At 27.3% G+C, this 21,921-nt stretch carries 26 protein-coding genes and 4 tRNA genes; 12 read left to right on the forward strand and 18 right to left on the reverse strand.

What is annotated here, in order from left to right; all coding sequences use genetic code 11:
- Window positions 1-778: 778 nt before the first annotated feature.
- The 4 genes from AVBRAN12647_RS06370 to modA all read right to left on the reverse strand — a co-directional run bounded on the left by AVBRAN12647_RS06370 (window position 779) and on the right by modA (window position 3,381).
- Window positions 779-1,204: a hypothetical protein gene (locus tag AVBRAN12647_RS06370; RefSeq protein ID WP_336614870.1), complete on the reverse strand. Its 426-nt coding sequence runs from the start codon at window positions 1,202-1,204 to the stop codon at window positions 779-781.
- A 167-nt stretch (window positions 1,205-1,371) separates the two neighbouring features.
- The gene (modB, locus tag AVBRAN12647_RS06375; RefSeq protein WP_336614871.1) at window positions 1,372-2,034 is read right to left on the reverse strand and encodes a molybdate ABC transporter permease subunit; all 663 of its coding nucleotides are present in this window, start codon (window positions 2,032-2,034) and stop codon (window positions 1,372-1,374) included.
- Window positions 2,022-2,702, reverse strand: a complete 681-nt coding sequence (locus tag AVBRAN12647_RS06380; protein WP_214118252.1) for an ATP-binding cassette domain-containing protein — start codon at window positions 2,700-2,702, stop codon at window positions 2,022-2,024. The genes modB and AVBRAN12647_RS06380 overlap by 13 nt, the downstream gene beginning before the upstream one ends.
- Window positions 2,689-3,381 (reverse strand): molybdate ABC transporter substrate-binding protein, encoded by a 693-nt coding sequence (gene modA, locus AVBRAN12647_RS06385; protein WP_214118250.1) that lies wholly within the window; start codon window positions 3,379-3,381, stop codon window positions 2,689-2,691. Before modA ends, AVBRAN12647_RS06380 begins: the two co-directional genes overlap by 14 nt.
- A gap of 168 nt (window positions 3,382-3,549) precedes the next feature.
- Between modA and AVBRAN12647_RS06390 the strand changes: the two genes are divergently transcribed.
- Window positions 3,550-4,179, forward strand: coding sequence for a c-type cytochrome (locus AVBRAN12647_RS06390; protein WP_239803244.1), 630 nt, complete (start codon window positions 3,550-3,552; stop codon window positions 4,177-4,179).
- A 46-nt stretch (window positions 4,180-4,225) separates the two neighbouring features.
- Here AVBRAN12647_RS06390 and AVBRAN12647_RS06395 read toward each other — a convergent pair whose 3' ends face one another.
- From AVBRAN12647_RS06395 to AVBRAN12647_RS06405, 3 genes are read right to left on the reverse strand one after another with little or no spacing between them, the layout of a single operon-like run.
- Window positions 4,226-5,431, reverse strand: a complete 1,206-nt coding sequence (locus tag AVBRAN12647_RS06395; protein WP_336614872.1) for a glucose-6-phosphate isomerase — start codon at window positions 5,429-5,431, stop codon at window positions 4,226-4,228.
- Window positions 5,428-6,249: a UTP--glucose-1-phosphate uridylyltransferase GalU gene (gene galU / locus AVBRAN12647_RS06400; RefSeq protein WP_214118246.1), complete on the reverse strand. Its 822-nt coding sequence runs from the start codon at window positions 6,247-6,249 to the stop codon at window positions 5,428-5,430. The genes AVBRAN12647_RS06395 and galU overlap by 4 nt, the downstream gene beginning before the upstream one ends.
- 12 nt (window positions 6,250-6,261) lie before the next feature.
- A complete protein-coding gene (locus AVBRAN12647_RS06405; protein ID WP_239803246.1) occupies window positions 6,262-7,065 on the reverse strand; it encodes an alpha-2,3-sialyltransferase in 804 nt (267 codons plus the stop codon).
- A gap of 64 nt (window positions 7,066-7,129) precedes the next feature.
- Between AVBRAN12647_RS06405 and AVBRAN12647_RS06410 the strand changes: the two genes are divergently transcribed.
- The 3 genes from AVBRAN12647_RS06410 to AVBRAN12647_RS06420 are packed head-to-tail and all read left to right on the forward strand — an operon-like array spanning window position 7,130 to window position 9,937.
- Window positions 7,130-8,161, forward strand: a complete 1,032-nt coding sequence (locus AVBRAN12647_RS06410; RefSeq protein WP_239803247.1) for an N-acetylneuraminate synthase family protein — start codon at window positions 7,130-7,132, stop codon at window positions 8,159-8,161.
- Window positions 8,154-9,278, forward strand: a complete 1,125-nt coding sequence (gene neuC / locus AVBRAN12647_RS06415; protein ID WP_239803248.1) for a UDP-N-acetylglucosamine 2-epimerase — start codon at window positions 8,154-8,156, stop codon at window positions 9,276-9,278. Before AVBRAN12647_RS06410 ends, neuC begins: the two co-directional genes overlap by 8 nt.
- Window positions 9,275-9,937 (forward strand): acylneuraminate cytidylyltransferase family protein, encoded by a 663-nt coding sequence (locus AVBRAN12647_RS06420; protein ID WP_239803249.1) that lies wholly within the window; start codon window positions 9,275-9,277, stop codon window positions 9,935-9,937. Before neuC ends, AVBRAN12647_RS06420 begins: the two co-directional genes overlap by 4 nt.
- Here the strand turns inward: AVBRAN12647_RS06420 and AVBRAN12647_RS06425 are convergent.
- The 4 genes from AVBRAN12647_RS06425 to AVBRAN12647_RS06440 all read right to left on the reverse strand — a co-directional run bounded on the left by AVBRAN12647_RS06425 (window position 9,911) and on the right by AVBRAN12647_RS06440 (window position 12,713).
- The gene (locus AVBRAN12647_RS06425) at window positions 9,911-10,738 is read right to left on the reverse strand and encodes a glycosyltransferase family 2 protein (protein WP_336614873.1); all 828 of its coding nucleotides are present in this window, start codon (window positions 10,736-10,738) and stop codon (window positions 9,911-9,913) included. The genes AVBRAN12647_RS06420 and AVBRAN12647_RS06425 overlap by 27 nt on opposite strands.
- The gene (locus AVBRAN12647_RS06430) at window positions 10,719-10,847 is read right to left on the reverse strand and encodes a glycosyltransferase family 2 protein (RefSeq protein WP_336614874.1); all 129 of its coding nucleotides are present in this window, start codon (window positions 10,845-10,847) and stop codon (window positions 10,719-10,721) included. Before AVBRAN12647_RS06430 ends, AVBRAN12647_RS06425 begins: the two co-directional genes overlap by 20 nt.
- 7 nt (window positions 10,848-10,854) lie before the next feature.
- Window positions 10,855-11,853 (reverse strand): glycosyltransferase family 8 protein, encoded by a 999-nt coding sequence (locus AVBRAN12647_RS06435; protein ID WP_239803250.1) that lies wholly within the window; start codon window positions 11,851-11,853, stop codon window positions 10,855-10,857.
- Window positions 11,854-12,443: 590 nt separating this feature from the next.
- Entirely contained in the window at window positions 12,444-12,713 is a 270-nt protein-coding gene (locus tag AVBRAN12647_RS06440) for a phosphorylase family protein (protein ID WP_275591997.1), read from the reverse strand.
- Window positions 12,714-12,956: 243 nt separating this feature from the next.
- Between AVBRAN12647_RS06440 and AVBRAN12647_RS06445 the strand changes: the two genes are divergently transcribed.
- Both AVBRAN12647_RS06445 and AVBRAN12647_RS06450 read left to right on the forward strand, forming a co-directional pair.
- Complete coding sequence (locus tag AVBRAN12647_RS06445) at window positions 12,957-14,477, forward strand: YifB family Mg chelatase-like AAA ATPase (RefSeq protein ID WP_336614875.1); 1,521 nt, start codon at window positions 12,957-12,959, stop codon at window positions 14,475-14,477.
- Window positions 14,478-15,007: 530 nt separating this feature from the next.
- Window positions 15,008-15,661: a hypothetical protein gene (locus tag AVBRAN12647_RS06450; protein WP_336609660.1), complete on the forward strand. Its 654-nt coding sequence runs from the start codon at window positions 15,008-15,010 to the stop codon at window positions 15,659-15,661.
- A gap of 38 nt (window positions 15,662-15,699) precedes the next feature.
- Here the strand turns inward: AVBRAN12647_RS06450 and AVBRAN12647_RS06455 are convergent, their stop codons facing one another.
- From AVBRAN12647_RS06455 to AVBRAN12647_RS06470, 4 genes are all read right to left on the reverse strand, one after another.
- Window positions 15,700-16,266, reverse strand: coding sequence for a hypothetical protein (locus AVBRAN12647_RS06455; RefSeq protein ID WP_336614876.1), 567 nt, complete (start codon window positions 16,264-16,266; stop codon window positions 15,700-15,702).
- The gene (locus AVBRAN12647_RS06460; RefSeq protein WP_336614877.1) at window positions 16,247-16,573 is read right to left on the reverse strand and encodes a hypothetical protein; all 327 of its coding nucleotides are present in this window, start codon (window positions 16,571-16,573) and stop codon (window positions 16,247-16,249) included. The genes AVBRAN12647_RS06455 and AVBRAN12647_RS06460 overlap by 20 nt, the downstream gene beginning before the upstream one ends.
- 10 nt (window positions 16,574-16,583) lie before the next feature.
- Entirely contained in the window at window positions 16,584-17,564 is a 981-nt protein-coding gene (locus tag AVBRAN12647_RS06465) for a hypothetical protein (RefSeq protein ID WP_336614878.1), read from the reverse strand.
- A 63-nt stretch (window positions 17,565-17,627) separates the two neighbouring features.
- Complete coding sequence (locus tag AVBRAN12647_RS06470) at window positions 17,628-18,125, reverse strand: hypothetical protein (protein ID WP_336614879.1); 498 nt, start codon at window positions 18,123-18,125, stop codon at window positions 17,628-17,630.
- Between the two features lie 170 nt (window positions 18,126-18,295).
- Here AVBRAN12647_RS06470 and AVBRAN12647_RS06475 point away from each other — a divergent pair, with 170 nt between their 5' ends.
- On the forward strand, window positions 18,296-18,427 hold the full coding sequence (locus AVBRAN12647_RS06475) for an alpha-amylase (protein WP_214118213.1): 132 nt from the start codon (window positions 18,296-18,298) through the stop codon (window positions 18,425-18,427).
- A gap of 64 nt (window positions 18,428-18,491) precedes the next feature.
- On the opposite strand, the gene AVBRAN12647_RS06480 is transcribed toward AVBRAN12647_RS06475, so the two are convergent.
- Genes AVBRAN12647_RS06480 through yaaA form a run of 3 tightly spaced genes read right to left on the reverse strand, consistent with a single transcriptional unit; the run spans window position 18,492 to window position 20,045 of the window.
- Window positions 18,492-19,088: an NAD(P)H-dependent oxidoreductase gene (locus tag AVBRAN12647_RS06480; RefSeq protein ID WP_336614880.1), complete on the reverse strand. Its 597-nt coding sequence runs from the start codon at window positions 19,086-19,088 to the stop codon at window positions 18,492-18,494.
- Window positions 19,085-19,309: a hypothetical protein gene (locus tag AVBRAN12647_RS06485; protein WP_214118209.1), complete on the reverse strand. Its 225-nt coding sequence runs from the start codon at window positions 19,307-19,309 to the stop codon at window positions 19,085-19,087. The genes AVBRAN12647_RS06480 and AVBRAN12647_RS06485 overlap by 4 nt, the downstream gene beginning before the upstream one ends.
- A 1-nt stretch (window position 19,310) precedes the next feature.
- Window positions 19,311-20,045 carry a peroxide stress protein YaaA gene (gene yaaA / locus AVBRAN12647_RS06490; protein WP_336614881.1) on the reverse strand — a complete coding sequence of 245 codons (735 nt, stop codon included), beginning with the start codon at window positions 20,043-20,045 and terminating at the stop codon, window positions 19,311-19,313.
- Window positions 20,046-20,132: 87 nt separating this feature from the next.
- Between yaaA and AVBRAN12647_RS06495 the strand changes: the two genes are divergently transcribed.
- The 5 genes from AVBRAN12647_RS06495 to tuf all read left to right on the forward strand — a co-directional run bounded on the left by AVBRAN12647_RS06495 (window position 20,133) and on the right by tuf (window position 21,879).
- Window positions 20,133-20,208: transfer RNA gene (locus AVBRAN12647_RS06495), tRNA-Thr, on the forward strand.
- A 56-nt stretch (window positions 20,209-20,264) separates the two neighbouring features.
- Window positions 20,265-20,349, forward strand: a tRNA-Tyr gene (locus AVBRAN12647_RS06500).
- A gap of 8 nt (window positions 20,350-20,357) precedes the next feature.
- A tRNA-Gly gene (locus AVBRAN12647_RS06505) sits at window positions 20,358-20,434 on the forward strand.
- Window positions 20,435-20,542: 108 nt separating this feature from the next.
- A tRNA-Thr gene (locus AVBRAN12647_RS06510) sits at window positions 20,543-20,617 on the forward strand.
- A 62-nt stretch (window positions 20,618-20,679) separates the two neighbouring features.
- The gene (gene tuf / locus AVBRAN12647_RS06515; RefSeq protein WP_336608943.1) at window positions 20,680-21,879 is read left to right on the forward strand and encodes an elongation factor Tu; all 1,200 of its coding nucleotides are present in this window, start codon (window positions 20,680-20,682) and stop codon (window positions 21,877-21,879) included.
- The last annotated feature ends 42 nt before the right edge of the window (window positions 21,880-21,921 follow it).

Consider the following 21,921-nt stretch of genomic DNA (forward strand, 5'->3'; position numbering starts at 1 on the left):
ATTAAGTTTTATATATGTTTAAAATATTTAAATAATAAAACTATATAAACTAATTTTATACCTTTACAGGATAAATAATGTTTTTAAAAGCTTTTTTAATGAAATAAATAAGCTGTGGATAATATAGATTTAATGATGTTGGGTAGTGGGTTTAATGTAAATTGATAGATAAATTTTTTATTTTATTTAATATAGGAATTTATCTTAAATATTTTTAATATAGTTTAATAATAGTTATTTAAAAAATGCTTTATAAGATGATTTAGGAAATGATTGCGGTAGTATTTTTTAGTGTAATAAAAAATAGCTTATAAATTAGTGGATTTAGTGATTGATTGAATTGTTGGTGCGGTGTTAATATAATTAATAAGATTTATAATAGTGGCTTAGCCTTGCTTATTAGATTTAAATTGAGTTGTTAGTAAATTAATTTTTTAGATTAATAACATAGCTTATAAATTTTTAATCTAAAGGGTTAGAGTAAGGCATAACAATAGTATTCCAGAATAAAAAAGCGCATATGAAAGAACTAATATTACAAATTTAAAATAATAAAGAAAATTTTCTATAAAATTATAATATATGTGGTTTTTATCTTTTGGTTTATATTCTTTTGAAATTACTTTAAAATAACGAAAGCAAAATACACATTTAAAGAAAAGTTTAGCCTTAAATTTTTTATACGGGTAAGCTTCACATAAGAATGCAAATCCTACAACTATCATAGCAAGAAATACTAGTTTCATAAAATCCTTTCAGCAGTATTTACAATACTTAATTAATCAAACCAACTATAACGCTTTATATTATTTTTTTCTAAAATTTCAATAAAATTTTTAATTTCATCTTGTGTAAACATATTTTGATTTATATGTATCGGAAATTGAAATTTCTTAAACCTAACTACTATATTATTATTAGTAATAGAAGTAAAAAACCAATAATCTTTAAATTTTCTATAGCAAACCTTTTGAGTGCAAAACTTTCTCTTAATTATGAAAAAATCTTCATAACAAATAACCGTTTTAATATCAATTGCACAAAAAAAATGATAAGGTATAATAGCAACTATAATAAAACCAATAATATTTGCTAAAAAATTATCTAAATCTATAAAACATATTCCAATCAGTAAAGTTGCTAAATCCCATATAAAAACAAATATACAATAAAGAGATACGAAAAAAGATTTTTTTCTATTCATCACAAAATAGGCTCATTGTTGTTTTGTATAATATTTTCCTATATTATTTATTTTATTTTGAAAATAGGCTCTTCTTTAAGTTTTACCCTACAGCTTTTAATCTATTATTATATTCTCTATACTCTCAATTTTTATCATTATTTATTCTTTAATTTAAAGAATTTAAATTAGGATTTATATTTATTTTGTTTTATAAATTGTAAGGCAAATAAAATAATAAAAGAAATGGCTAATAATATTATACTAAGCTCATTTGCTTTATTTAAATCTAGTGTTTCTAATGCTTCAAATACGGCAATAGAAGCGACTTTTGTCTCTCCTGCTACGCTACCGCCTATCATCATTACTACACCAAATTCTCCCATAGTATGAGCAAAACTCATAACACTAGCACTTATTACACTAGGGATTATTAGCGGCAAACAAAGGCGAAATATTATGTTAGCTTGAGATTTTTCAAGTAATTTAGCTCTATCAAAAAGATTTTTAGGCAAAGCATTAAACGCACTATAAATAGGATTAAACATAAAAGGCATAGAATAAATTATTGAAGCAATCAATAAAGCCTTAAAATTAAAAACAAGTTTAATATCAAATTTAGCTAAAAATTGCCCTAAATAACTATTAGGACTTAATAGCACCAATAAATAAAAGCCTAAAACGGTAGGGGGTAGCACAAGTGGCAATGAAATTATGCTTAATAGTATTTTTTTACCAAAAAACTCTTTTTGGCTTAGATAAAATGCAGGATATAAGCAAATAAAAAATAATATTATAGTAGTTACGAAAGATAACTTAAGTGATAAGAAAATTGGTGTTAATTCTTGCATAAAAACTCATTATTTTGGATTTTTTCTATAAAAAATTCTTCTTTATTAAGACATTTTTCAAAACTACCATTTTTTACAAAATATATTTTATCAGCAAGGGCATTTATTTCAAAACACGAATGGGATACAAAAATAATTGTTCTTTTGTAGTCTTGATTTATTTTTTTGATTAGTTTTATAAGTGCTATTTTGTTACTATCATCAAGTGCGCTTAAAGGCTCGTCTAATAATATATATTTTGCATTTTTGCTTAAGGCACAAATTAATGCTAGTCTTTGTTTTTGTCCTCCGCTTAGAGTGCTGATTTTTTTAGTTTTGTGTTCTTCTAAATTAGCTAGTTTTAATAATTCATCGTAAAAATTACTTGTATTTTTATCTAATCTTTTACCAAAAATATATTTTAAATCATCTAAAAGAGTTTTAGTATTTGTAAAAACTAGATTTTCATATACATTAAAATTATCAAATAATGTGCAATCTTGAAATAAAAAAGCAATATCTTTTAGCAAAGGCTTATTAATAAGCCCAGCTATTAATTTTAAAATAGTGCTTTTACCACTTCCACTATCACCAAACAATGCGATAATTTCTCCATCATCAAAGCTTAATCTAGCATTTATTTTAAAGTCTTTAAAATCGTGTTTTAAATCCAGCTCATTCATAGCCATATTTATTAAAAATTTCCTTTGCATCAGGGCTTAATATAAAATCATAAAACACTTTAGCATTTTTTTCTTTACTTGTAATTATCATACCTTGTAAAATTGGTTCGTATAATTTATCATCAATTTTTAATATGTTTTCATCACTAAAACCCAATTCTTTAATTTGCTCTACGCTAGACGCTGCTACAAAAGCATAATCACAAGCTTTTGTAGCTTGTAGTAATGTTGCTGAAATATTTGTAGCCGTTATTATGTTTGAACTATTTGGAATTTGATTTAATACTTCTTTAGCTGCTTTTCCATAAGGAGCTGTGTTTGGGTTTGCTATAGCTATACAAGATGCGGTTTTTAAATCATCTAAATTAGGCTTTTTTTTAGCTGAAAATAATATTAGCTTTCCTTTTGCATAAGTGATTGCTTGATTTTTAGTTAATTCTTCTAAATCTTTAGCAAATTCCATATTTGCAGATAAGAATACATCATAATTTGCTCCATTTTTAATTTGTGCGTTAAAGCTACCACTAGCACCTGTATTGACATTAAGTTTTATATCTGGGTGTAGTTTTTCAAATTTTTGCTTTAATTCGTTTAGTGGATAGCTTATATTTGCAGCTGCTGCGATATTTAAAGTATTTGCTAATGCAAAAGAACTTAAACTTAAAAATAATAATGCTTTTTTCATACTTACTCCTTTAAAATATAAAAAATTATATATTAAAAAATCTTTAATAAGACTGAATTTAAAAGCTTATTATATAAAATAATATATAATAAATTAATTTTTTATTTTAATATTACAATTATTAAAAAATGCTAGTATTTTGCCTTTTAATTTATTTAAGGAGAAAATATGAAAAAAATATTTTTAAGTTTAGCAGCAATTAGTGCTTTAATAATCCAAACAGGTTGTAATGATAAAAAAGAAGAGCAAAAACCAGCTCAAGAGCTTAGTCAAAATGTAAAATCAAGCACTGAAGAAGTGGCTAAGAAAATAAATACAATTGTAGATAATGTAGCAACAAAGGTTGATGAACATATAAATACTGCTGCAAATCAAGTTGAACCTATGATAAATTCTGCAGTAGATAGCATTAGTGATACTACAAAAAGCGTTGCTAATAATTTAAAAGAAAGCACTAATGAAGTTGCAAATACGATAAAAGAAAGCACAGATAGTGCAGCTAAAGCAATTACTGATGGCATTGATAAGGTTAGTAGTAGTGTTGAAAATGTTTTAAAAACTGATGCGGCGACTTTATTTAAAAAATGTATTGCCTGTCATGGAAAAAATGCAGAAAAATTAGCTCCTGGGGCTGAAGTTGTAATAAATACTTTAAGTGAGAGCGAAATTTATGAAGCTTTAAGTGGATATAAGGCGGGAACTTTTGGTGGTAAATCTCAAAAAACTATGCAATTACAAGTAAAAAATCTAAATGATGAAGATTTTAAAGCTTTAGCTAAATACATTAAGACTTTATAAGATAGTTAAAAATTAGGAATGTGAAATTCCTAATTTTATTTTATGATTATTTTGTAGTTAATAATATTTTTAGAAGTTTTTTTGCACTTTCAACACCAGGTTGATCGTAAGTGCTAATGCCTATCATAAGCCCACAAGCACCAACTAATAACTCATAATAGTATATTAAATATCCGATATTATAAGCACTTTTGCTATCAAGCTCAATTAGACTTGTTTCTATTCCTTCAGCTTTTATCGCATCAAGACACGATTTGCTTTGAGCGTAAAGTAGCTCATCTAAACTATGTCCTACGCTTTGATTTTCAAGATTTTCAAGTCCTTTTATGTGCTTTATTTTGGGGCTATTTGGATTTGGTTTTATACGGATAAATTCTACGAATTTATCTTTTGGCCCTTCAATTATGAGTTGTAAAAACGAATGCTGGTCTTTTGGTCCTATTAGACTAATTGGTGTAAGTCCTACGCGTTTATATTCTTTAAATTTCCCAAGACTTTCGGCTACAAGCTGAACGAACCATTCGTTAAAATGGCGTAATTCTTCACAATAAGTGAATAAAACATAATTTTTATTTATCATTTTTGTGCTTAGCGTGTAGGCTAGATTAAGTATATGTTCTTTTGTTTTTTGCTCGTTCATACAATCTTTAGCACCTTTGATAAGCTCATCAACATTAGCCCCTGCTAAAAATAACGGCACAAGTCCAACATTACTAAGCACTGAAAATCTACCGCTAACATTTTCTTCTATATCAAAATGCGTTATTTCATTTGTCTTTAAAAACTCATAAAATTTGGTATTTTGCATACAAATTCCTATTAAGTGATGCTTTAAATCATCTACATTTAAACCTAAAACATCAAGCAAAATCCTAAAATAACTTATGCATTCAATTGTATTTCCAGATTTTGATACTAATATGAAAAGCGTTTTTTCAAGGTCAATTTTTTCTAATATTTCATTAAAAAGAGTACTTGAAATATTGTCTAAATAATCAATATTTTTTATCCCCAAAAAACTCGTAATCGCCCTAGTGCCAACACTACTTCCACCCATTCCAATAACTATAAAATGACTTTTGTTAGCAAATTTTTCTTTTACTTTTTGAAGTTTTGAAATTCCTAAATCAAATTCTAAAGGCAAATCATAAAACCCAACTTCGCCACTTTGCCTTTCTTCATTCATTCTTTTTAGATAAAGGCTTATGTTTTCTTGCGAAGTTTTTTCAAAATACTCTTGATAGGTAATCATTTGTAATCTCTTTCATAAAAGTATTTAGTCGCCTCAAAAAAACCTTCTACACTACCACAATCAAATCTAAGACCACTAAATACTAATCCTATACATCTACCTTCTTTTGCTTGAGTATTAAGAGCATCAGTAATTTGAATTTCTCCACCACGACCAGGTTTGGTATTATCTAAAATATCAAAAATATCAGGGGTTAGAATATATCTTCCAATAATTGCTAGATTTGTTTTTGCGTCTTTTGGGTCTGGTTTTTCAACCATATCTGTGATTTTGTAAATATTATCTTCTAATTTTACGCCTTCAATAATCCCATATTTTTTAGTATCTTTATTTGGAACTTCCATAAGTGCAACAATACTACAACGATATTTTTCATATGCTTTTACCATTTGGCTCATTACACCACAAGCATCATTTACACACAAGTCATCTGCTAAAATTACCCCAAAAGGTTCATTACTAACCATATTTTTAGCACAATTTATCGCATCACCTAATCCATTCATTTTTCTTTGTCTAGTAAATGTGAAATTACATACTTCCATTTGCCTACGAACATCATCAAGTAATTTTTCTTTTTCACTGCCTTTTATTGCGTCTTCAATTTCATAAGATATATCAAAATAATCTTCTAAAGCTCTTTTTGTTCTGCCTGTAATAATACCTATATTTGTAAGCCCTGCTTCAATAGCTTCTTCCATAGCATAGTGTATTAATGGCTTATCTAAAATAGGTAGCATTTCTTTAGGTAAAGTTTTTGTTGCAGGTAAAAATCTAGTTCCATAACCTGCTGCTGGAAATATGCAAGTTTTTATCATCTTTCTTCCTTTTTAAAATTGTTGATATTTTTTAAAACCTAGTTTTTTCTTTATTTTACGTCTTAAATATTTTTCTATTGTTTTTAAATAATTTGCTTTTTTATCAAATGATAGATTACGTTCTAATATAAAATCATTTATATAATCTATTTTTTTTTCAGCTAATAACTCATTGGTTGTTCTTAGTGGTATAAAGTTAAATTTATTAATTAAGGATAAATCATATTTAGAATTATGCAATTCATCCATAAAGTTTGTTATATTATTATTTTTATAAACTGTATTGCATATATTGCTATTTTCAATATAAATCATTTGTTCTTGATTGTTGTTTAATGCAAAATCCATACCAATAAAATATATATTTTTGTACCCTAGCGATTTTCCAAGCAACATTAATAAAACTCCAGAAGTTGGTCTTAAGTTATCAAATTCGTCAAATAAGCATACATCTTTTAGAATTTGCTTATCTAAAATATCTTTTAATATATATACAAAAGGCATTTTGCTTTTAAACTTGTTTAAACAAAAATTGGTATCCCAATTATTATTTATATAGTTTAAACATATGTTTTCGATTTTGTATTCATTTCTTTTAATAATTTCATGAATTGTTCTTATTTGGTGATGAATAACTATTGGATTAAACATTACTAATTTTATATTTTTTCCAATATAATATCTATCTTCGCAATAGAATTGATTACATCTAAAAACATCAAAATCATTGGGTAATGAATTTAAGTCTATGTTTTTGAGGCTAGGTCCATTTCCCGCTACAATTAAATTATCGCTGTCTCTTTTAAAATCAATCATAAATTAAATCCTTTTATAATCTATGATATATTATAATATCTAAAATAAAAATAAAAGGTTTAAAATGCAAATTTTAAATAGAATTATAGATACAAATCATCCAGCTCTAATTATTGCGGAAATTGGTATTAATCATGGTGGTAGTTTAGAAGTAGCTAAACAAATGGTAGATGCGGCTCATCGTGCAGGAATTGAAGTTGTAAAACATCAAACCCATATAGTAGAAGATGAGATGAGTAAAGAAGCTAAGAAGGTAATTCCAGGAAACTCAAACGATAGCATATATGATATTATGGCTAGATGTGCCTTAAATGAAGTTGATGAACTAGAGCTTAAAAAATATGTAGAAAGTAAAGGTATGATTTTTATATCAACCCCATTTAGCCGTGCAGCAGCTCTTAGATTAGAGAGTTTTGGAGTAAGTGCATATAAAATAGGTTCTGGCGAGATGAATAATTACCCACTTTTAAAATTAATTGCTAGCTTTCATAAACCGACAATTATATCAACAGGCATGAATGATATAGCTTCTATTAAAAAAGCTGTGAAGATTTTTAAAGATGAGAATACCCCTATTGCATTACTTCATACTACAAATCTTTATCCAACACCACCACAGTTAGTAAGGCTTGGGGCTATGCAAGAGATGATGAGAGAATTCCCTGATTTAGAAATTGGACTTAGCGATCATACTTTAAACAATAACTCATCAATTGCAGCTATTGCTTTAGGGGCAACAATAATTGAAAGACATTTTACCGATCATAAAAATAGAGTTGGAGAAGATATAGTTTGTTCTATGGATGAAAATGAAGCAAGAGAGCTTGTAAATGCTGCAAAAGAACTTCATCAAATGAAAGGTGGCAAAAAAGAAGCAGCTAAAGAAGAAAAAGTTACCATTGATTTTGCGTTTGCAACTTGCGTAAGTATAAAGCCTATTAAAAAAGGAGAAGTGTTTAGCGTAGATAATCTTTGGGTAAAACGCCCTGGAACAGGTGAGATACTAGCTGAGTATTATGAGAGTTTATTGGGTAAAAAAGCAAAATGTGATATAGAAAACGACACTCATATAACTTGGGATATGATAAATGAGTAAAAAAATACTTTTTGTAAGTGGAACTAGAGCTGATTGGGGAAAGATTAAACCACTTATAAAAGAGATTGATAAGTGCTATGACTTTTCTTATATGATTTATGCTTGCGGTATGCATTTACTAGAGCAATTTGGAAGCACTTATAAAGAGATTATTAAAGACGGATTTTCAAATTTATATTTAGCAAAAAAATATGAAACAAATAAAACTGATATTAATTTATCCCATTTTATAAGTGATTTTAGCGAGTTTGTAAGTTCGTATAAACCTGACATGATAGTAATTCACGGGGATAGACCAGAGGCGTTAGGTGGAGCTATTGTTGGGGCATTTAATAATATTTTAGTAGCACATATTGAAGGTGGAGAAAAAAGTGGCACTATAGATGATAGTATAAGACACTCAGTTACTAAACTATCTCATATACATTTTGTCGCAAATGATGAGGCTAAAGCTAGGCTCATTCAATTAGGAGAAGATGAAAATGCTATTTTTATAATAGGTTCGGCTGATATTGATGTAATGCTAAGCGATGATTTACCAACTTTAGAAGATGTTAAAAAATATTATGGTATAGATTTTAAAGATTATGCAATATTTTCATTTCATCCTGTTACAACTGAAGTTAATTCTATGCAATATCAAGTTGAGAATTTAATTCAACTATTAATTAATAGTAATAAAAACTATATTTGTATATATCCGAATAATGATTTGGGTAGTGATATTATTTTAAATGAATTAAAGAAGTTAAAAACTAATTCAAAATTTAAATTATTTCCATCAATTAAATTTGAAAAATTTTTAACACTTTTAAAATATGCTGAATTTATTATAGGAAATAGTTCAGCTGGTATTAGAGAAGCTAGAGTATATGGGACTTATTGTATAAATATAGGTTCAAGGCAAAATTCAAGAGTAAAAGAAAATATAAAATATATAAAAACATTTAAATCAGATGATATGCAATTACTTGATTTTATTAAAACACATAATTTTAATATAAAAAATAAAGATAATTCTTTTAGTAGTGGAAATTGTGCAGGTGAATTTCTTAAAATTTTAAATAATAAAAAGACTTGGAAAATTAATTTGCAAAAAAGGTTCAATGATTTATGAAGGTTTTAGCAATTATTCCGGCAAGAAGTGGTAGTAAAGGTGTAAAAGACAAAAACATTAGATTAGTAAATAAAATTCCTTTAATGGCATATACGATCAGTGCAGCTATTAAATCTGAAATTTTTGATGAAATAATGGTGTCTACTGATAGTATAGAATATGCGAGTATTGCTAAAAAATATGGTGCAAGTGTGCCGTTTTTGCGTAATGAGAAGACAAGTAGCGATACAGCTAAAACTTTAGATTGTGTTTTAGAGGTTTTAGATGAATATAGAAAAATAGGTAAAATATTTAATGTTTTAATAATTTTACAACCAACTTCACCGCTTAGAGATGCCGAAGATATCAGAGGTGCATATGAGACTTTTTTAAAACATAAAAAAAGTGTAGCTAGTGTATGTGAAGGTGATAATGTTGTTTTATTAAGAACTATTAGTGAAGGTATATTGGAAAAAATAGTAGAGCAAAATAGCACAATAAGACGTCAAGATTTTAAGAAAAACTATAAAATTAATGGAGCTATTTATATAAATTATATTAAAGACTTAGATGAGAATACAAGTTTTAATGATAACGAAATAGCTTTTATTATGGAAAAATCTCATTCACTTGATATAGATACTGAGTGGGATTTAAAAATTTTTGAGCATTTGTTGTAAAATATGTTTTGAGCAAATTTTTAGGTATATTCTAAAAGTATTTATATTTTTTAGTTTGTGTGTATTGTAAAACCGAAATAAATATAAGAAATGTAGTTTTTTCATTTTATTTTTATTATATTTTTTTGTGTTGCGTAGTATGTCTGTATATATTTTTACAAATGTTCTATAAAGTCTATAATCAATAAATTGATTATAATTATTTTTTATAAATTTTAAAAGAATTTTAATATCTTTTAGATTCTCATTCATTCTATAGTTTGAATTATCAATTGTTATGCTTGTTTCGTTTTTGTAGTATTTATAAAATGTCGCATTTGTAAAACTAATATATCTTAAATCACTTAATATTATCGCAACTGATAGTATTCCATCATCTAACATACATACTGATTTTATTTGTTGATTTAAAAGCATTGCCCTAGCTTGGAATAAAACGTTTTTTCTAAAAAATTTTGCACAAAGTTGCCAGCTATCTAAATTTGATTTATATGTTTTTGGTTTTAGGATTTGGTTTTTTATAATTTTAAACTTTTTATGATTGTTATATATTGTGCATAGACCACCTATAGCAATATCTATATTTTGAGACATAAGTTTAACCACTTCTTCGCAAGCATTTAATTCTAATTCATCATCAGGATCCAAGAATGTTACAATATCACCAGTAGAATATTTTATTCCCTCTAGTTTTGCGTAGAGTGTTTTTAAATTTGAATGATTTTGTATAATTTTTATTCTATTATCTTTTTTCTGTATGTTTTTTGCGATTTTAATGCTGTTATCCCCCCCCCCCATCATCAATTACCAAAATTTCAATATTTTTATATGTTTGATTTAGGCAACTATTTAGTGCACGAAGTATATATTTTTCTTTATTGTATGTTGCCATAATTATTGATATTTTCATTTTTTCCTTACATTAACGTATATTTGCTACGAAAAGCTTTTCTATTTTGTTTTGAGTAAATAAACAACGTGATAAACCTAACAAAAATTTTAGGCAATTTAATGCTTGTCTTATATTCTATAAAGGTATCTAAAAACTCTTCATATGCAAGCGATCTTCTTGCATAAGTCCACCAAATTTGCCCCCCCCCATAAATTTGAGAGTGGTTTTGTATAAGACCACCTGTTTTTACATTTTGAAAAGGTTTTGTGCCTACATAATGTATTAAGCTTGGTTTGTCACCTATTTTTGATATATAATCCTTGTCAGGGTTTTGAAAGTAATCTATATTTAGACAATTCCATTTTAGGTCAAGTTGTTTTATAAGTGTTTTATTTTCTAGAGCTATTAGGTTAAGCATTATTTCATCGTTTATTGTTTTACATTCTTTGTATTTTTCATTTACATCTAACGCTAGTTTTGACAGGTTCATATTTCTACATTTATCTATATTAAAAATCATTACTCCAGCATTAAACCATGAATTTATTTGAAATGGTGTGATTTTTGATACTCTTTTCATATAACATGAATATTTGTTATCTACGCAAGCAGCAAATAAATAATTATCATCGCATTTTTTATATAACTTGCTTATATCATCTAGCACTACTGTATCAGCATCTAAATATATAATATGTTGAAAATTAGTAAATATATCACTTATAAATAATCTATAATAAGTGCTTAAACTAGAATCGCCACAGTACTCATTACAATCTTTAAGTTTTTCTTTTAAATTATTATCTAATGAAATAAATCTTATTGAAATATTTTCTTTCTCATAAAAAGCTTTTATAGTTCTTTTTTTGATTTCATTTCTACTATCATTTAAAATTAATATGTCGTATTGATTATCGTGATTTAGGTTATCTATAATGCTTTGTAATGATACAATCATTTGATTTAAAAATGTTTCGTTTATTGCAAAACAGATTCCTATTTTATGCTGAAATAAAGGTTTCATTAACAATCCTTTTAAATTGATATTAAAATTTTAAATTATAAATATTATTTATGTGTTATTCAAAAAGCAACAGTTGTTACTTACTAGCAATAATAACACGATTTGATTAAATAAAAGAAGCTTTAAAATTAGATATAAAAGAATAGTTTTTAAGAATTTGAAATATGCTTTCCAATTCTTTTTATATTATTTTAATGTTTTTAGATACTCAATTACAAATTCTTGGCATTTTGTAACTGTTTTTTCATCAAAACTTTATTTTCTAGGTTCCACATTTGATATTATTCTAATCCCTATAAAATGTATATCAAAAGCCTTTGTTACCTGAGCGACTGTTACACTTTTCATTTATTCAGTACTTGAGCCATAAGTTTATATAACCCATTCAATCATTTTTTGTTTCTTTTTATATGCATCCGCTGTTGCAATCACACTTTTAATTGTCTTATAATTAGTAGTTTTTGCAAATTCATAAGCTTGTTCTAACAAATTTTCATCACTTGTAAAATAACTTGCTTCTACTTACTTTGCTGTATTGTCTTGTCAAGGCTCTTTATCATAAGTAATAGATTTTTGTGTTGTTGCTGGAACTAATAGGGTAATAGAGATTTCATAGGGATTTTTCCACAAGGATTATAGTATGAACCAACTTTATATATTTTACTAGCTAATACAATATCTCCTACTTTTAAACCTAAATCATGAGCTCCTGCTGTTCCTTGATTTATTATGATAGTAGGTTTATATTTTAATATTCCTATACTAGTTGTAGCTGCAGCATTAGTCATACCAACTAATGTTCTTGATATAACAACATCTTTTCCGTTGATTGTTCCTGAGTAGAATAGATAAGAACCAATTCTTTCTTCTTACTTATTTTCTAAAACATTGATTAAAACATCAGTCTCTTCTGGAAGAGCACCTTGAATAAGAACTTTCGCAAATATAATTTGCGTTAAACAAATTATGAAAAATAATTTTTCATAGCTTCTCCTTGTGTGAAATTTTAAACTTAAGCTCTTAGGCTTAAAAAATCACACAAAGAAAACGAATTGCGAGTATATATTAATAAACTTAAAGTATTCTAAAGAAAAGGTAAAAATATGAAAAATATAAAATCAGCAATTTATACAAACGAACTAAATATAATAAATATTGAAGCAATGATGTCAAAGGGCTTACCTGCTTTTAATATCGTAGGATTAGCAAGCACTAGTATCAAAGAAAGCGTAGATAGGATAAAATCAGCTTTTGCTAATCTTGATGATTTTACAATGCCTTGCAAAAAAATCGTAATAAATCTAAGCCCATCAGATATTCCTAAAAATGGTAGTTATTTTGATTTAGCAATTGCACTTTTAGTATATTTTTATGAAAAAGATTTAGATAATGATTATTATGTATTCGGAGAGCTTGGGTTAAATGGAGATATTAAAAGCACTTCGGGGCTTTTTTCTATTTTATTATTTTTAGCTAGATTTAAGCCAAATTCTAAGGTGTTAGTGCCTAAAGAATTAGCAAGTGAAGTTAGTTTGATTTATAATTTGCAGTGTTATGCTGTCGGGAATTTACTTGAAGCTTTTGAGTTTTTTACTAGCGAAGATAAGGAAAAATTTAGAATAAACTATAATGAAAATATTTTTAATTCTTTAATAAAAATCAATAATAAAAGTTATATAAAAAATACAAATTACCCACTAGATTTTATAGATATTAGGGGTCAAGAACAAGTAAAATTAGCTTGTAAAATAGCATCTTTAGGAATGCACAATATTATGCTAGAAGGCTCACCTGGAAGTGGTAAAAGTATGTGCGCTAAAAGGCTAGTTTATATAATGCCACCACTTAGCGTTGATGAGATTTTAGAAAATAATGCTTATAGGAGTTTAAATGGCGAGAAGCTTGATTTTTCGTCTATTAGAAGTTTTAGAAGTCCGCATAGAAGCTCAACTATTAGCTCAATTTTAGGTGGTGGGACTAAAAATGCTAGGATAGGCGAAATTGCTTTGGCAAATAATGGGGTTTTGTTTTTTGATGAATTTACTTATTTTAATAAGCAAATTATAGAAAGCCTAAGAGAGCCTTTAGAAGATAATTTAATCAATATCTCAAGGGTTAATTCAAAAATATCTTATAAAACTAAATTCTTATTCATATCAGCCTTAAATCCTTGCCCTTGTGGAAATCTCTTTAAAAAAGAGCAAAATTGCAAATGCCTTGAGCGTGATATTATAAGGTATAAAAGTAAGATTTCAGAGCCGATTTATGATAGGATTGATTTATATGTGGCAGTTGATGAGGTTGATATGAACGCAAAAGCAAGTGTTAGTAGCAAGGATTTAGCTGATGAGATTTTAAAGGCTTTTATCTTTCAAAAAGAGATAAGAAAGCAAGATGAGTTTAATGGTAAATTAAGCGATGAAGATATTAAAAAATACTGCATTTTAGAAGATAGTGCAAGAGATATTTTTAACAAAGCTATTAATAATTATCATTTAAGTGCTAGGGCTGCTAATAAGGTTTTAAAGGTTGCTAGGTCTTTGGCTGATTTTGAAGAGAGATTAAAAATAAACGAAAAAGATATAAAAATAGCTTTATCTTTTAGATATAGAGCAAAACATTAGATTTTGATTTTAAATTCTTTAGTTTTAAAGAATTTAAAATTAGTAGTTAAAGTTAAATCAATAATCTAACAATTGATTATCACATACAATACTTTTCATACCTTTTAAAGCAGAGAATAAATTAATTTTTCTTTTTGTTATATAAATTATATTTTTCTAAATCAAGATTTTCTTTAGATATAACTTCGTTAAAATCTCTTTCAAGTTCTTGAATTAATTTTTAGCTTTTTGTATTGCTGATACTAAGTTTTGATAAGAATAATTTGTTTCATCTTTTTTTATTAATTCACAATAATCGTCCAAAAGATATAACAAGCTTTGAAATTATTTATGATTTCGTGCTTTTTGGCAAATTTTTGTCCCATATTTTTAGTATTTTTAGCTCATTATTTTGCTTAAAAATTTTTGTGATTCTAAAATAATAAATAATTAAATTCCTTAAAAATTGGTTTTAATAATTTTATTTTTAAGCTTTTATTAAGAGTGGGGGGGGGTATTATTATATTTTTAAAATTATTTTAGGAGATATTATGAAAAAATTAGTTTTTTCGTTAATTTGCGTAAATGCTTTTGCAAGCAATTTTGTTGGTTTGGATATTTATGGAACTAGTTTGGTTGAAGAAAATGGAGTTAGTTTAGAAGATAATTTTGTTGGTAGAGCTGATTTGTACGCAAATAGATTTTACACAAATGAAGAAAATCATTTTGTATATGATATTAGATTTACTCATGCTGAAATTAATAGTGATTTTGTAAATTCATATAATGTTAAAGGTAAAATCAAAGATAGCTTTAATAGTTTTTCAGCACTTGGTGGTTATGGAATTTTAGTTGGTAATGATATGTCTTTATCGTTGTTAGGCGGTCTAGGTTATGCTAGTAGAAGTTTTGAAACTAAGTTTTATAATATTGATACAAATGATATTAATGTTAGTGCAAATTCAATGTTTTTAAAGACTGGTGTTGCTGCTAGAAAGCAATTTGAGAATAATTTTACAATGAGTGGCGGTGTGTATCTTAAATATTATTTTGACACTATAAAAGAAAAAGATTTGAATGCAGAATTTGATATATCTTTAGGCTATACATTTGCGAATAATATTTATGCAGGAGTAAGATTTGGTTATGTTAATGATATTAGCAAAGGCGGTAGCATAGGACTTGCATTAAGCTATAAATTTTAAAATTTACTCAAGCCTTTAAAGGTTTGAGTAAAAATATTTTAATAACCAATTAGCTCTACATAAACTTGCTCTTTATCATCTGTGTAATAAGTTTTATATTTTATTGTAGTTTCGTTTTCTCCACCATTCACAACTATGCCTTTTATCTTGCCATCTGTTATTTTACTGCTTAATTCATTTGGCATAGTTGGATAAACAAATTTCAAATTAGCATTACAATATCTTGCTCTATCATCTTCGTTTTTTAGTGTTACAAAGCTAGAAAAATCCATCTTAACATTAGTGCTTACATATTTTATTATTTGATTCAATAAATCAATTACGGGTTTATAAGCATTTGCTGCGTAGCTTTCGGCAAAATTACCATTATATGAATAATCATAATCTTTAAACTCTCGCACTTTAATTATCGTATTTTCTACTTCATCTTGAAATGCTTTAATAACGCCATATTTAAATATTACTTCAGGAGCATTTTCTCTTATAAGCTCTTCTAGGGCTTCAAGTGCTACTTCATCATTGCATTTTGGTGTATTATCAAAAAAAGAAAAATTAAAAGCACTTAAATATGTGCTTAAAAATAAACTAATTATTATTTTTTTCATTGTTACTCCTATTATCTTCAAATATTTTTGCAATAGCTTGAGAGATATTTTCATTATTTGGGTTATTGTCTAATATAAATAATTTTAAAAACTCAACGCCAAAATGCGATGGGAAAATAAAATAACAATCATTGTGAAAATTATCCTTAGGAAAATAATTTGTCCTTATCCCTATTGATAATTCACCCTTATTTGTCTGTGCTTCACCGACTACTACTTCAAAATATTTATCTTTATAAATTAGTTTGAAAGGATAGTTTTTACTATCAATAAAAGGCTTTTTAATTTCGTTGTTTAAATTATTCATTTATTCATCCTTATTTTAAATATTTTTTATTATCAACTTCTTCGTATTCATCATACTCATCTTCATCATAGTATTCTTCATCATACTCTTCTTCTTCAACCATATTATTAGGATCATAAATAAATACTCTATATTCAATAATGTTGTACATAATAGTTAGTAAGATTGTTGATTTTATAAGACTATCTTTACTATAATCCCTACATCTTTTATGGTATTCATAAGTAGTTTCATCATCAGACCTTCTAGGTTTACAAAAGAATGAATGTATATAGAATAAGGTAACTATACCTAATATTATTTTAGTAATAAATGATACTGCAATTCGAAATATACCATTATTGGTTCTAATTGAACATAATAGGTTGTAAAATAGACTTAGCATTAATGCAAATAAACAAGATATTATAGGAAAGATTCCTATTTTATTATCCAAATGCAATAATGCTAATAACATTAAAATAAATATTATTATGTAATTTAATAAACTGCACATAGCATCACAATAATCTCTATATACTGTAATATTAGTTTTATGAAATAATTTACAAATTACAGTTACTAATGTTGTTATTAATGCTGCTACTAAACATCCAAATATAAATTCAGGTAAATATTCAAATACTATTGAATTTTTAGGTTCATTATGATTATAATTAGGCACTTCTTGAGTAGTTTTATAATCATTGTTGTAATTATTAGTAGGTGTTATATTGGGCATTTGCGTAGTAGCTATATTGTCATTATTTAGTTTAATATTCTTATCAATAACACTTGCTAATTCTAACCCTGATTCATTATTGAATAATTCATAATTATATTGCGAATTTTTAGGTATTAGTTTTATAATTTTAACATTACTATTAATAGCAATATCTTGCAAATTACTATTTAAATTAAAATCGCTTATATTGTCACAAGTGACTGCTAAAGTATCTTTAGGATAACTATTGATGCAGCTTAAAAGTTCAGATTGCAATTGATTATTCATTGGTATTCCTTTATTGAAATTTAAAAATGAGAGAATGTTCTTTCATTAAAAATACAAAGTATCTTAATTTGCATTTCTTGCCTTTACTAAGTCTATGATATTATTAACCTTTTCTAGGTTTTTATTTCTTAAAAATACACCTATGCTAAATAAATCTATAAACCAAAATGCACAAGCTAATAAATAAAATATAAAAGTAATTTGTGGATCAAATCTAATTAAAAGCGTTGCAATATAACTTATTTGATAAATTATAAGAATTAATAATTTTATAATACCTATTTTAAAATGCCCTACCTTAAATCTTGAAACACCGAAAGATCCTAATACGAAATTGTGCAACCAAAAACATACACTAGGACTATCAAGCTCGTCTTTTTCAAGCATTTTAGCAACTTCTTTAAGCTCGGTTTCGCTTAAACTTTCTAGTTTTTTTAATAATTCTTCATTACTCATAATTGGTTTTGAGTAATTTTGATTTGCTGTAAGAGCTTTTTTAAATCCACCTATTTTCTTAGGCAACTTGTCTTGAATTTGAGAGAATAAAATCGTCGCATTCATTTTTAATCCTTTTAAAATAAAATAAAAACGAGATAATACCCCCCCCCATTCTTAATTTATGCTTAAATATATAACAAGTTTTAAATATATGAATTTTAAATTTATATTTTTTAAGTCAAAATTAAGAATGGGGGGGGGGTATAATAAATTATTTTATGAAAGGAGATATTATGAATAACGCTAATGCAAACCATAAAGCAAATCAAGCTAATGCTAATAAAGGCACTTCAGGTCAAAACCCAGCTCACGCAAAAGTTCATGGAAATCGTGGTGCTCAATTAAATCCAAATAATAAAAAATAATTTTGGATTTACTAGCCTAAAAAGGCTAGTGTATAAAATGTAATTTATTTTGAAGATAGAATGCTTATATAAATTTTACTTTTTCGTTAAACGAAAATCTCATTTTTTTATGTTTTGGTTGTCCGTTTGCTCTATAACCAAAAGTTAAAACCAAAGCGCAAAATTCATCTTTTGGTAAAAATTCTTCATTAATCGGTGCTTCGTCGTATCCACCGATAATGCAAGAATCAACGCCTAAAGTATGAGCGCAATTTACCATATTTGTAGCTGCTATATAACATTGTAAAGCTCCATATTCGTGAGCGTTTCTAGTTTCTAAACGCTTTAGATAAGGCGAATATAATTCATAAACTTTATCAAAATCTTCTCTTCTTTTAAGCGCATTTTGAACTACGCCACCCTTTGGGTCAAAATTATTTTTTGCAGCTACAATTACAGCAAAAGCACAAGTTTCAAATTGTCTTTTAGAATTACAAAATTGTTTTAATTTTTCAATGTTTTCAGGATTTTGTAAAACATAAAAAGTCCAAGGCTCAAGTCCTAATGAGCTAGGGCTTAAAACTCCAGCTTCTAAAATAGCATTGATTTTTGCTTGAGAAACTTTTTCGTTATTAAATTCCTTACAAGCAAAACGAGTTTTTAATAAGTGCAAATAATTCATTCTTCGTCCTTTCTAGCTTTTTTTTGAGCTAATATATTTTCTTTATTATCTTCTATTAATAATCTATTTCTTTCTATTAGCTTCATTGCTTCGTTTAATTTATCATCAATTACTGATATTTTTTGTTTTAATAGATTTATTCTTGCGTTGAAATATTGCGTAATTAAAAATGCTATCAGTAAAAATACGATTAGTATAACTAGTAAATACAAGCTTCCCATTTTAATCCTTTATATCAATATAAAATATTGTTTTATTTTCTATATTTTCTATATTTATTACAGAAAAATTAGCATAAATCATATTAGATAATTCTTTAATATTAGTAATATTATTTTGTGCTAATAGCCTTAAAACCCTGCCACGATAGACTTTTGAACTATGAGATAATTGCTTATTATTTTTCATAAAAATAAAAGTTGCGTGTGGAATTTGAATTTGATAATAGTCTTTATAAATATCAGCTCTAAGGTCAATTGCAAATTCTTTTATTATTTCATTTAGATTATTTGTTGTATCTTTTAAATATTCTTTAGCTTGGTTGATTTTGTTTAATTTCACCCCTTGTTTGAGTTTATAAAATGGTATCTCATCATTTGCAAGAATAGGTCCAAAAAGGTTGGAAAATATAATTACATTATCATCAATATATGTTTTTTCTTCATTACTTAAACTATTGTAATCTAATTCTTTATAGCTAACTCCTTGATATAAAATTATTGCTTTATATAATTTATTAGAGAAATTATTTAATATATTTTGGGTATTTTTAACACCAAAAATTAATTCTAAATTATCAAAATGATTTATATATTCCTTTATATATGATTTTCTAAATTGAGATTTTATTGAGAGATTGTCTAAATTTAAATTAGTAAAAAATATCTTTAATTCATCTATATTATAAGCATTTAAGCTATTTATTTTTTCTTCACTTGGTGAAAATAAAATTTTCATATTGCTCCTTTTTTTAAAAAAATTATAACTTACTCTTGACAAATGAAAAATTTTTACATATAATGCCGTCTTTCATTTTTGATTTATGCTGGTTTAGCTCAGTTGGTAGAGCAGCTGCCTTGTAAGCAGCAGGTCGGGGGTTCAAGTCCCTTAACCAGCTCCATTTTATTTTTAGCAGTGTTTGACCAGAACAAAAAAGGCTTTATTTTTATAAATAAAGGTGAGTTACTCAAGTGGCCAACGAGGGCAGACTGTAAATCTGCTGGCTTTGCCTTCCGTGGTTCGAATCCACGACTCACCACCATTATAGATGCGGGAATAGCTCAGTTGGCTAGAGCATCAGCCTTCCAAGCTGAGGGTCGCGAGTTCGAGTCTCGTTTCCCGCTCCAACTTTTTTGCAAGAACTGGGAGCTGTAATTTTTATCGCTTCACAAGTTTTTCCAAAAATAGTTTAAGTTTTAGTGTATTTGTTGTCTAAAGTTATAATTTTTCTGAGCGCTCGTATGGCTCAGAGGTAGAGCACTCCCTTGGTAAGGGAGAGGTCGTGGGTTCAAGTCCCACTATGAGCTCCATTTATTCAAAAAGGTAATAATTTTAGACTAGTAATTAATTTTATTAATACGGAGGAAGTATTATGGCAAAGGAAAAATTCTCACGTAATAAACCACACGTGAATATCGGAACAATTGGTCACGTTGACCACGGTAAAACTACTTTAACTGCTGCTATTTCAGCTGTTTTATCAAGAAGAGGTCTTGCAGAGCTTAAAGATTATGATAATATTGATAATGCTCCAGAAGAAAAAGAAAGAGGTATTACAATTGCTACTTCTCATATTGAGTATGAGACTGAAAATCGTCACTACGCTCACGTAGACTGCCCAGGCCACGCAGACTATGTTAAAAACATGATTACAGGTGCTGCACAAATGGATGGCGCTATTCTTGTTGTTTCAGCAGCAGACGGCCCAATGCCACAAACTAGAGAGCACATTCTATTATCACGCCAAGTTGGTGTTCCATATATCGTAGTATTTATGAACAAAGCTGATATGGTTGATGATGCTGAATTATTAGAGCTAGTTGAAATGGAAATTAGAGAATTATTAAGTTCATATGATTTCCCAGGCGATGACACTCCAATCGTATCTGGTTCAGCTTTACAGGCTTTAGAAGAAGCAAAAGCTGGTAAAGATGGCGAATGGTCAGCTAAAATTTTAGAGTTAATGGCTCAAGTAGATAGCTATATCCCAACTCCAGTTCGTGATACTGACAAAGATTTCTTAATGCCAATTGAAGACGTATTCTCAATTTCAGGTCGTGGTACAGTTGTAACAGGACGTATTGAAAAAGGTATCGTTAAAGTTGGAGATACTATTGAAATCGTTGGTATTAGAGATACTCAAACAACAACAGTTACTGGTGTTGAAATGTTTAGAAAAGAAATGGAGCAAGGTGAAGCTGGTGATAACGTAGGTGTATTACTACGCGGAACAAAAAAAGAAGATGTTATTCGTGGTATGGTTCTTGCTAAACCAAAAACTATTACTCCACATACAGACTTTGAAGCTGAAGTTTATATCTTAACTAAAGAAGAAGGTGGTAGACATACTCCATTCTTTAATAACTATAGACCACAGTTCTATGTAAGAACAACTGACGTTACAGGTTCTATTCAGTTAGCAGAAGGCACAGAAATGGTTATGCCTGGTGATAACGTAAGAATTACTGTATCATTAATTCAACCAGTTGCACTTGAAGAAGGTACTCGTTTTGCTATCCGTGAAGGTGGTAGAACAGTTGGTTCAGGTGTTGTATCAAAAATTATTAAGTAATTTAAATGAGTAGGTTTTTATACCTACTCTAAAAACTAAAAG

The sequence above is a fragment of the Campylobacter sp. RM12647 genome, from assembly GCF_020138135.1.
Taxonomy (GTDB): domain Bacteria; phylum Campylobacterota; class Campylobacteria; order Campylobacterales; family Campylobacteraceae; genus Campylobacter_E.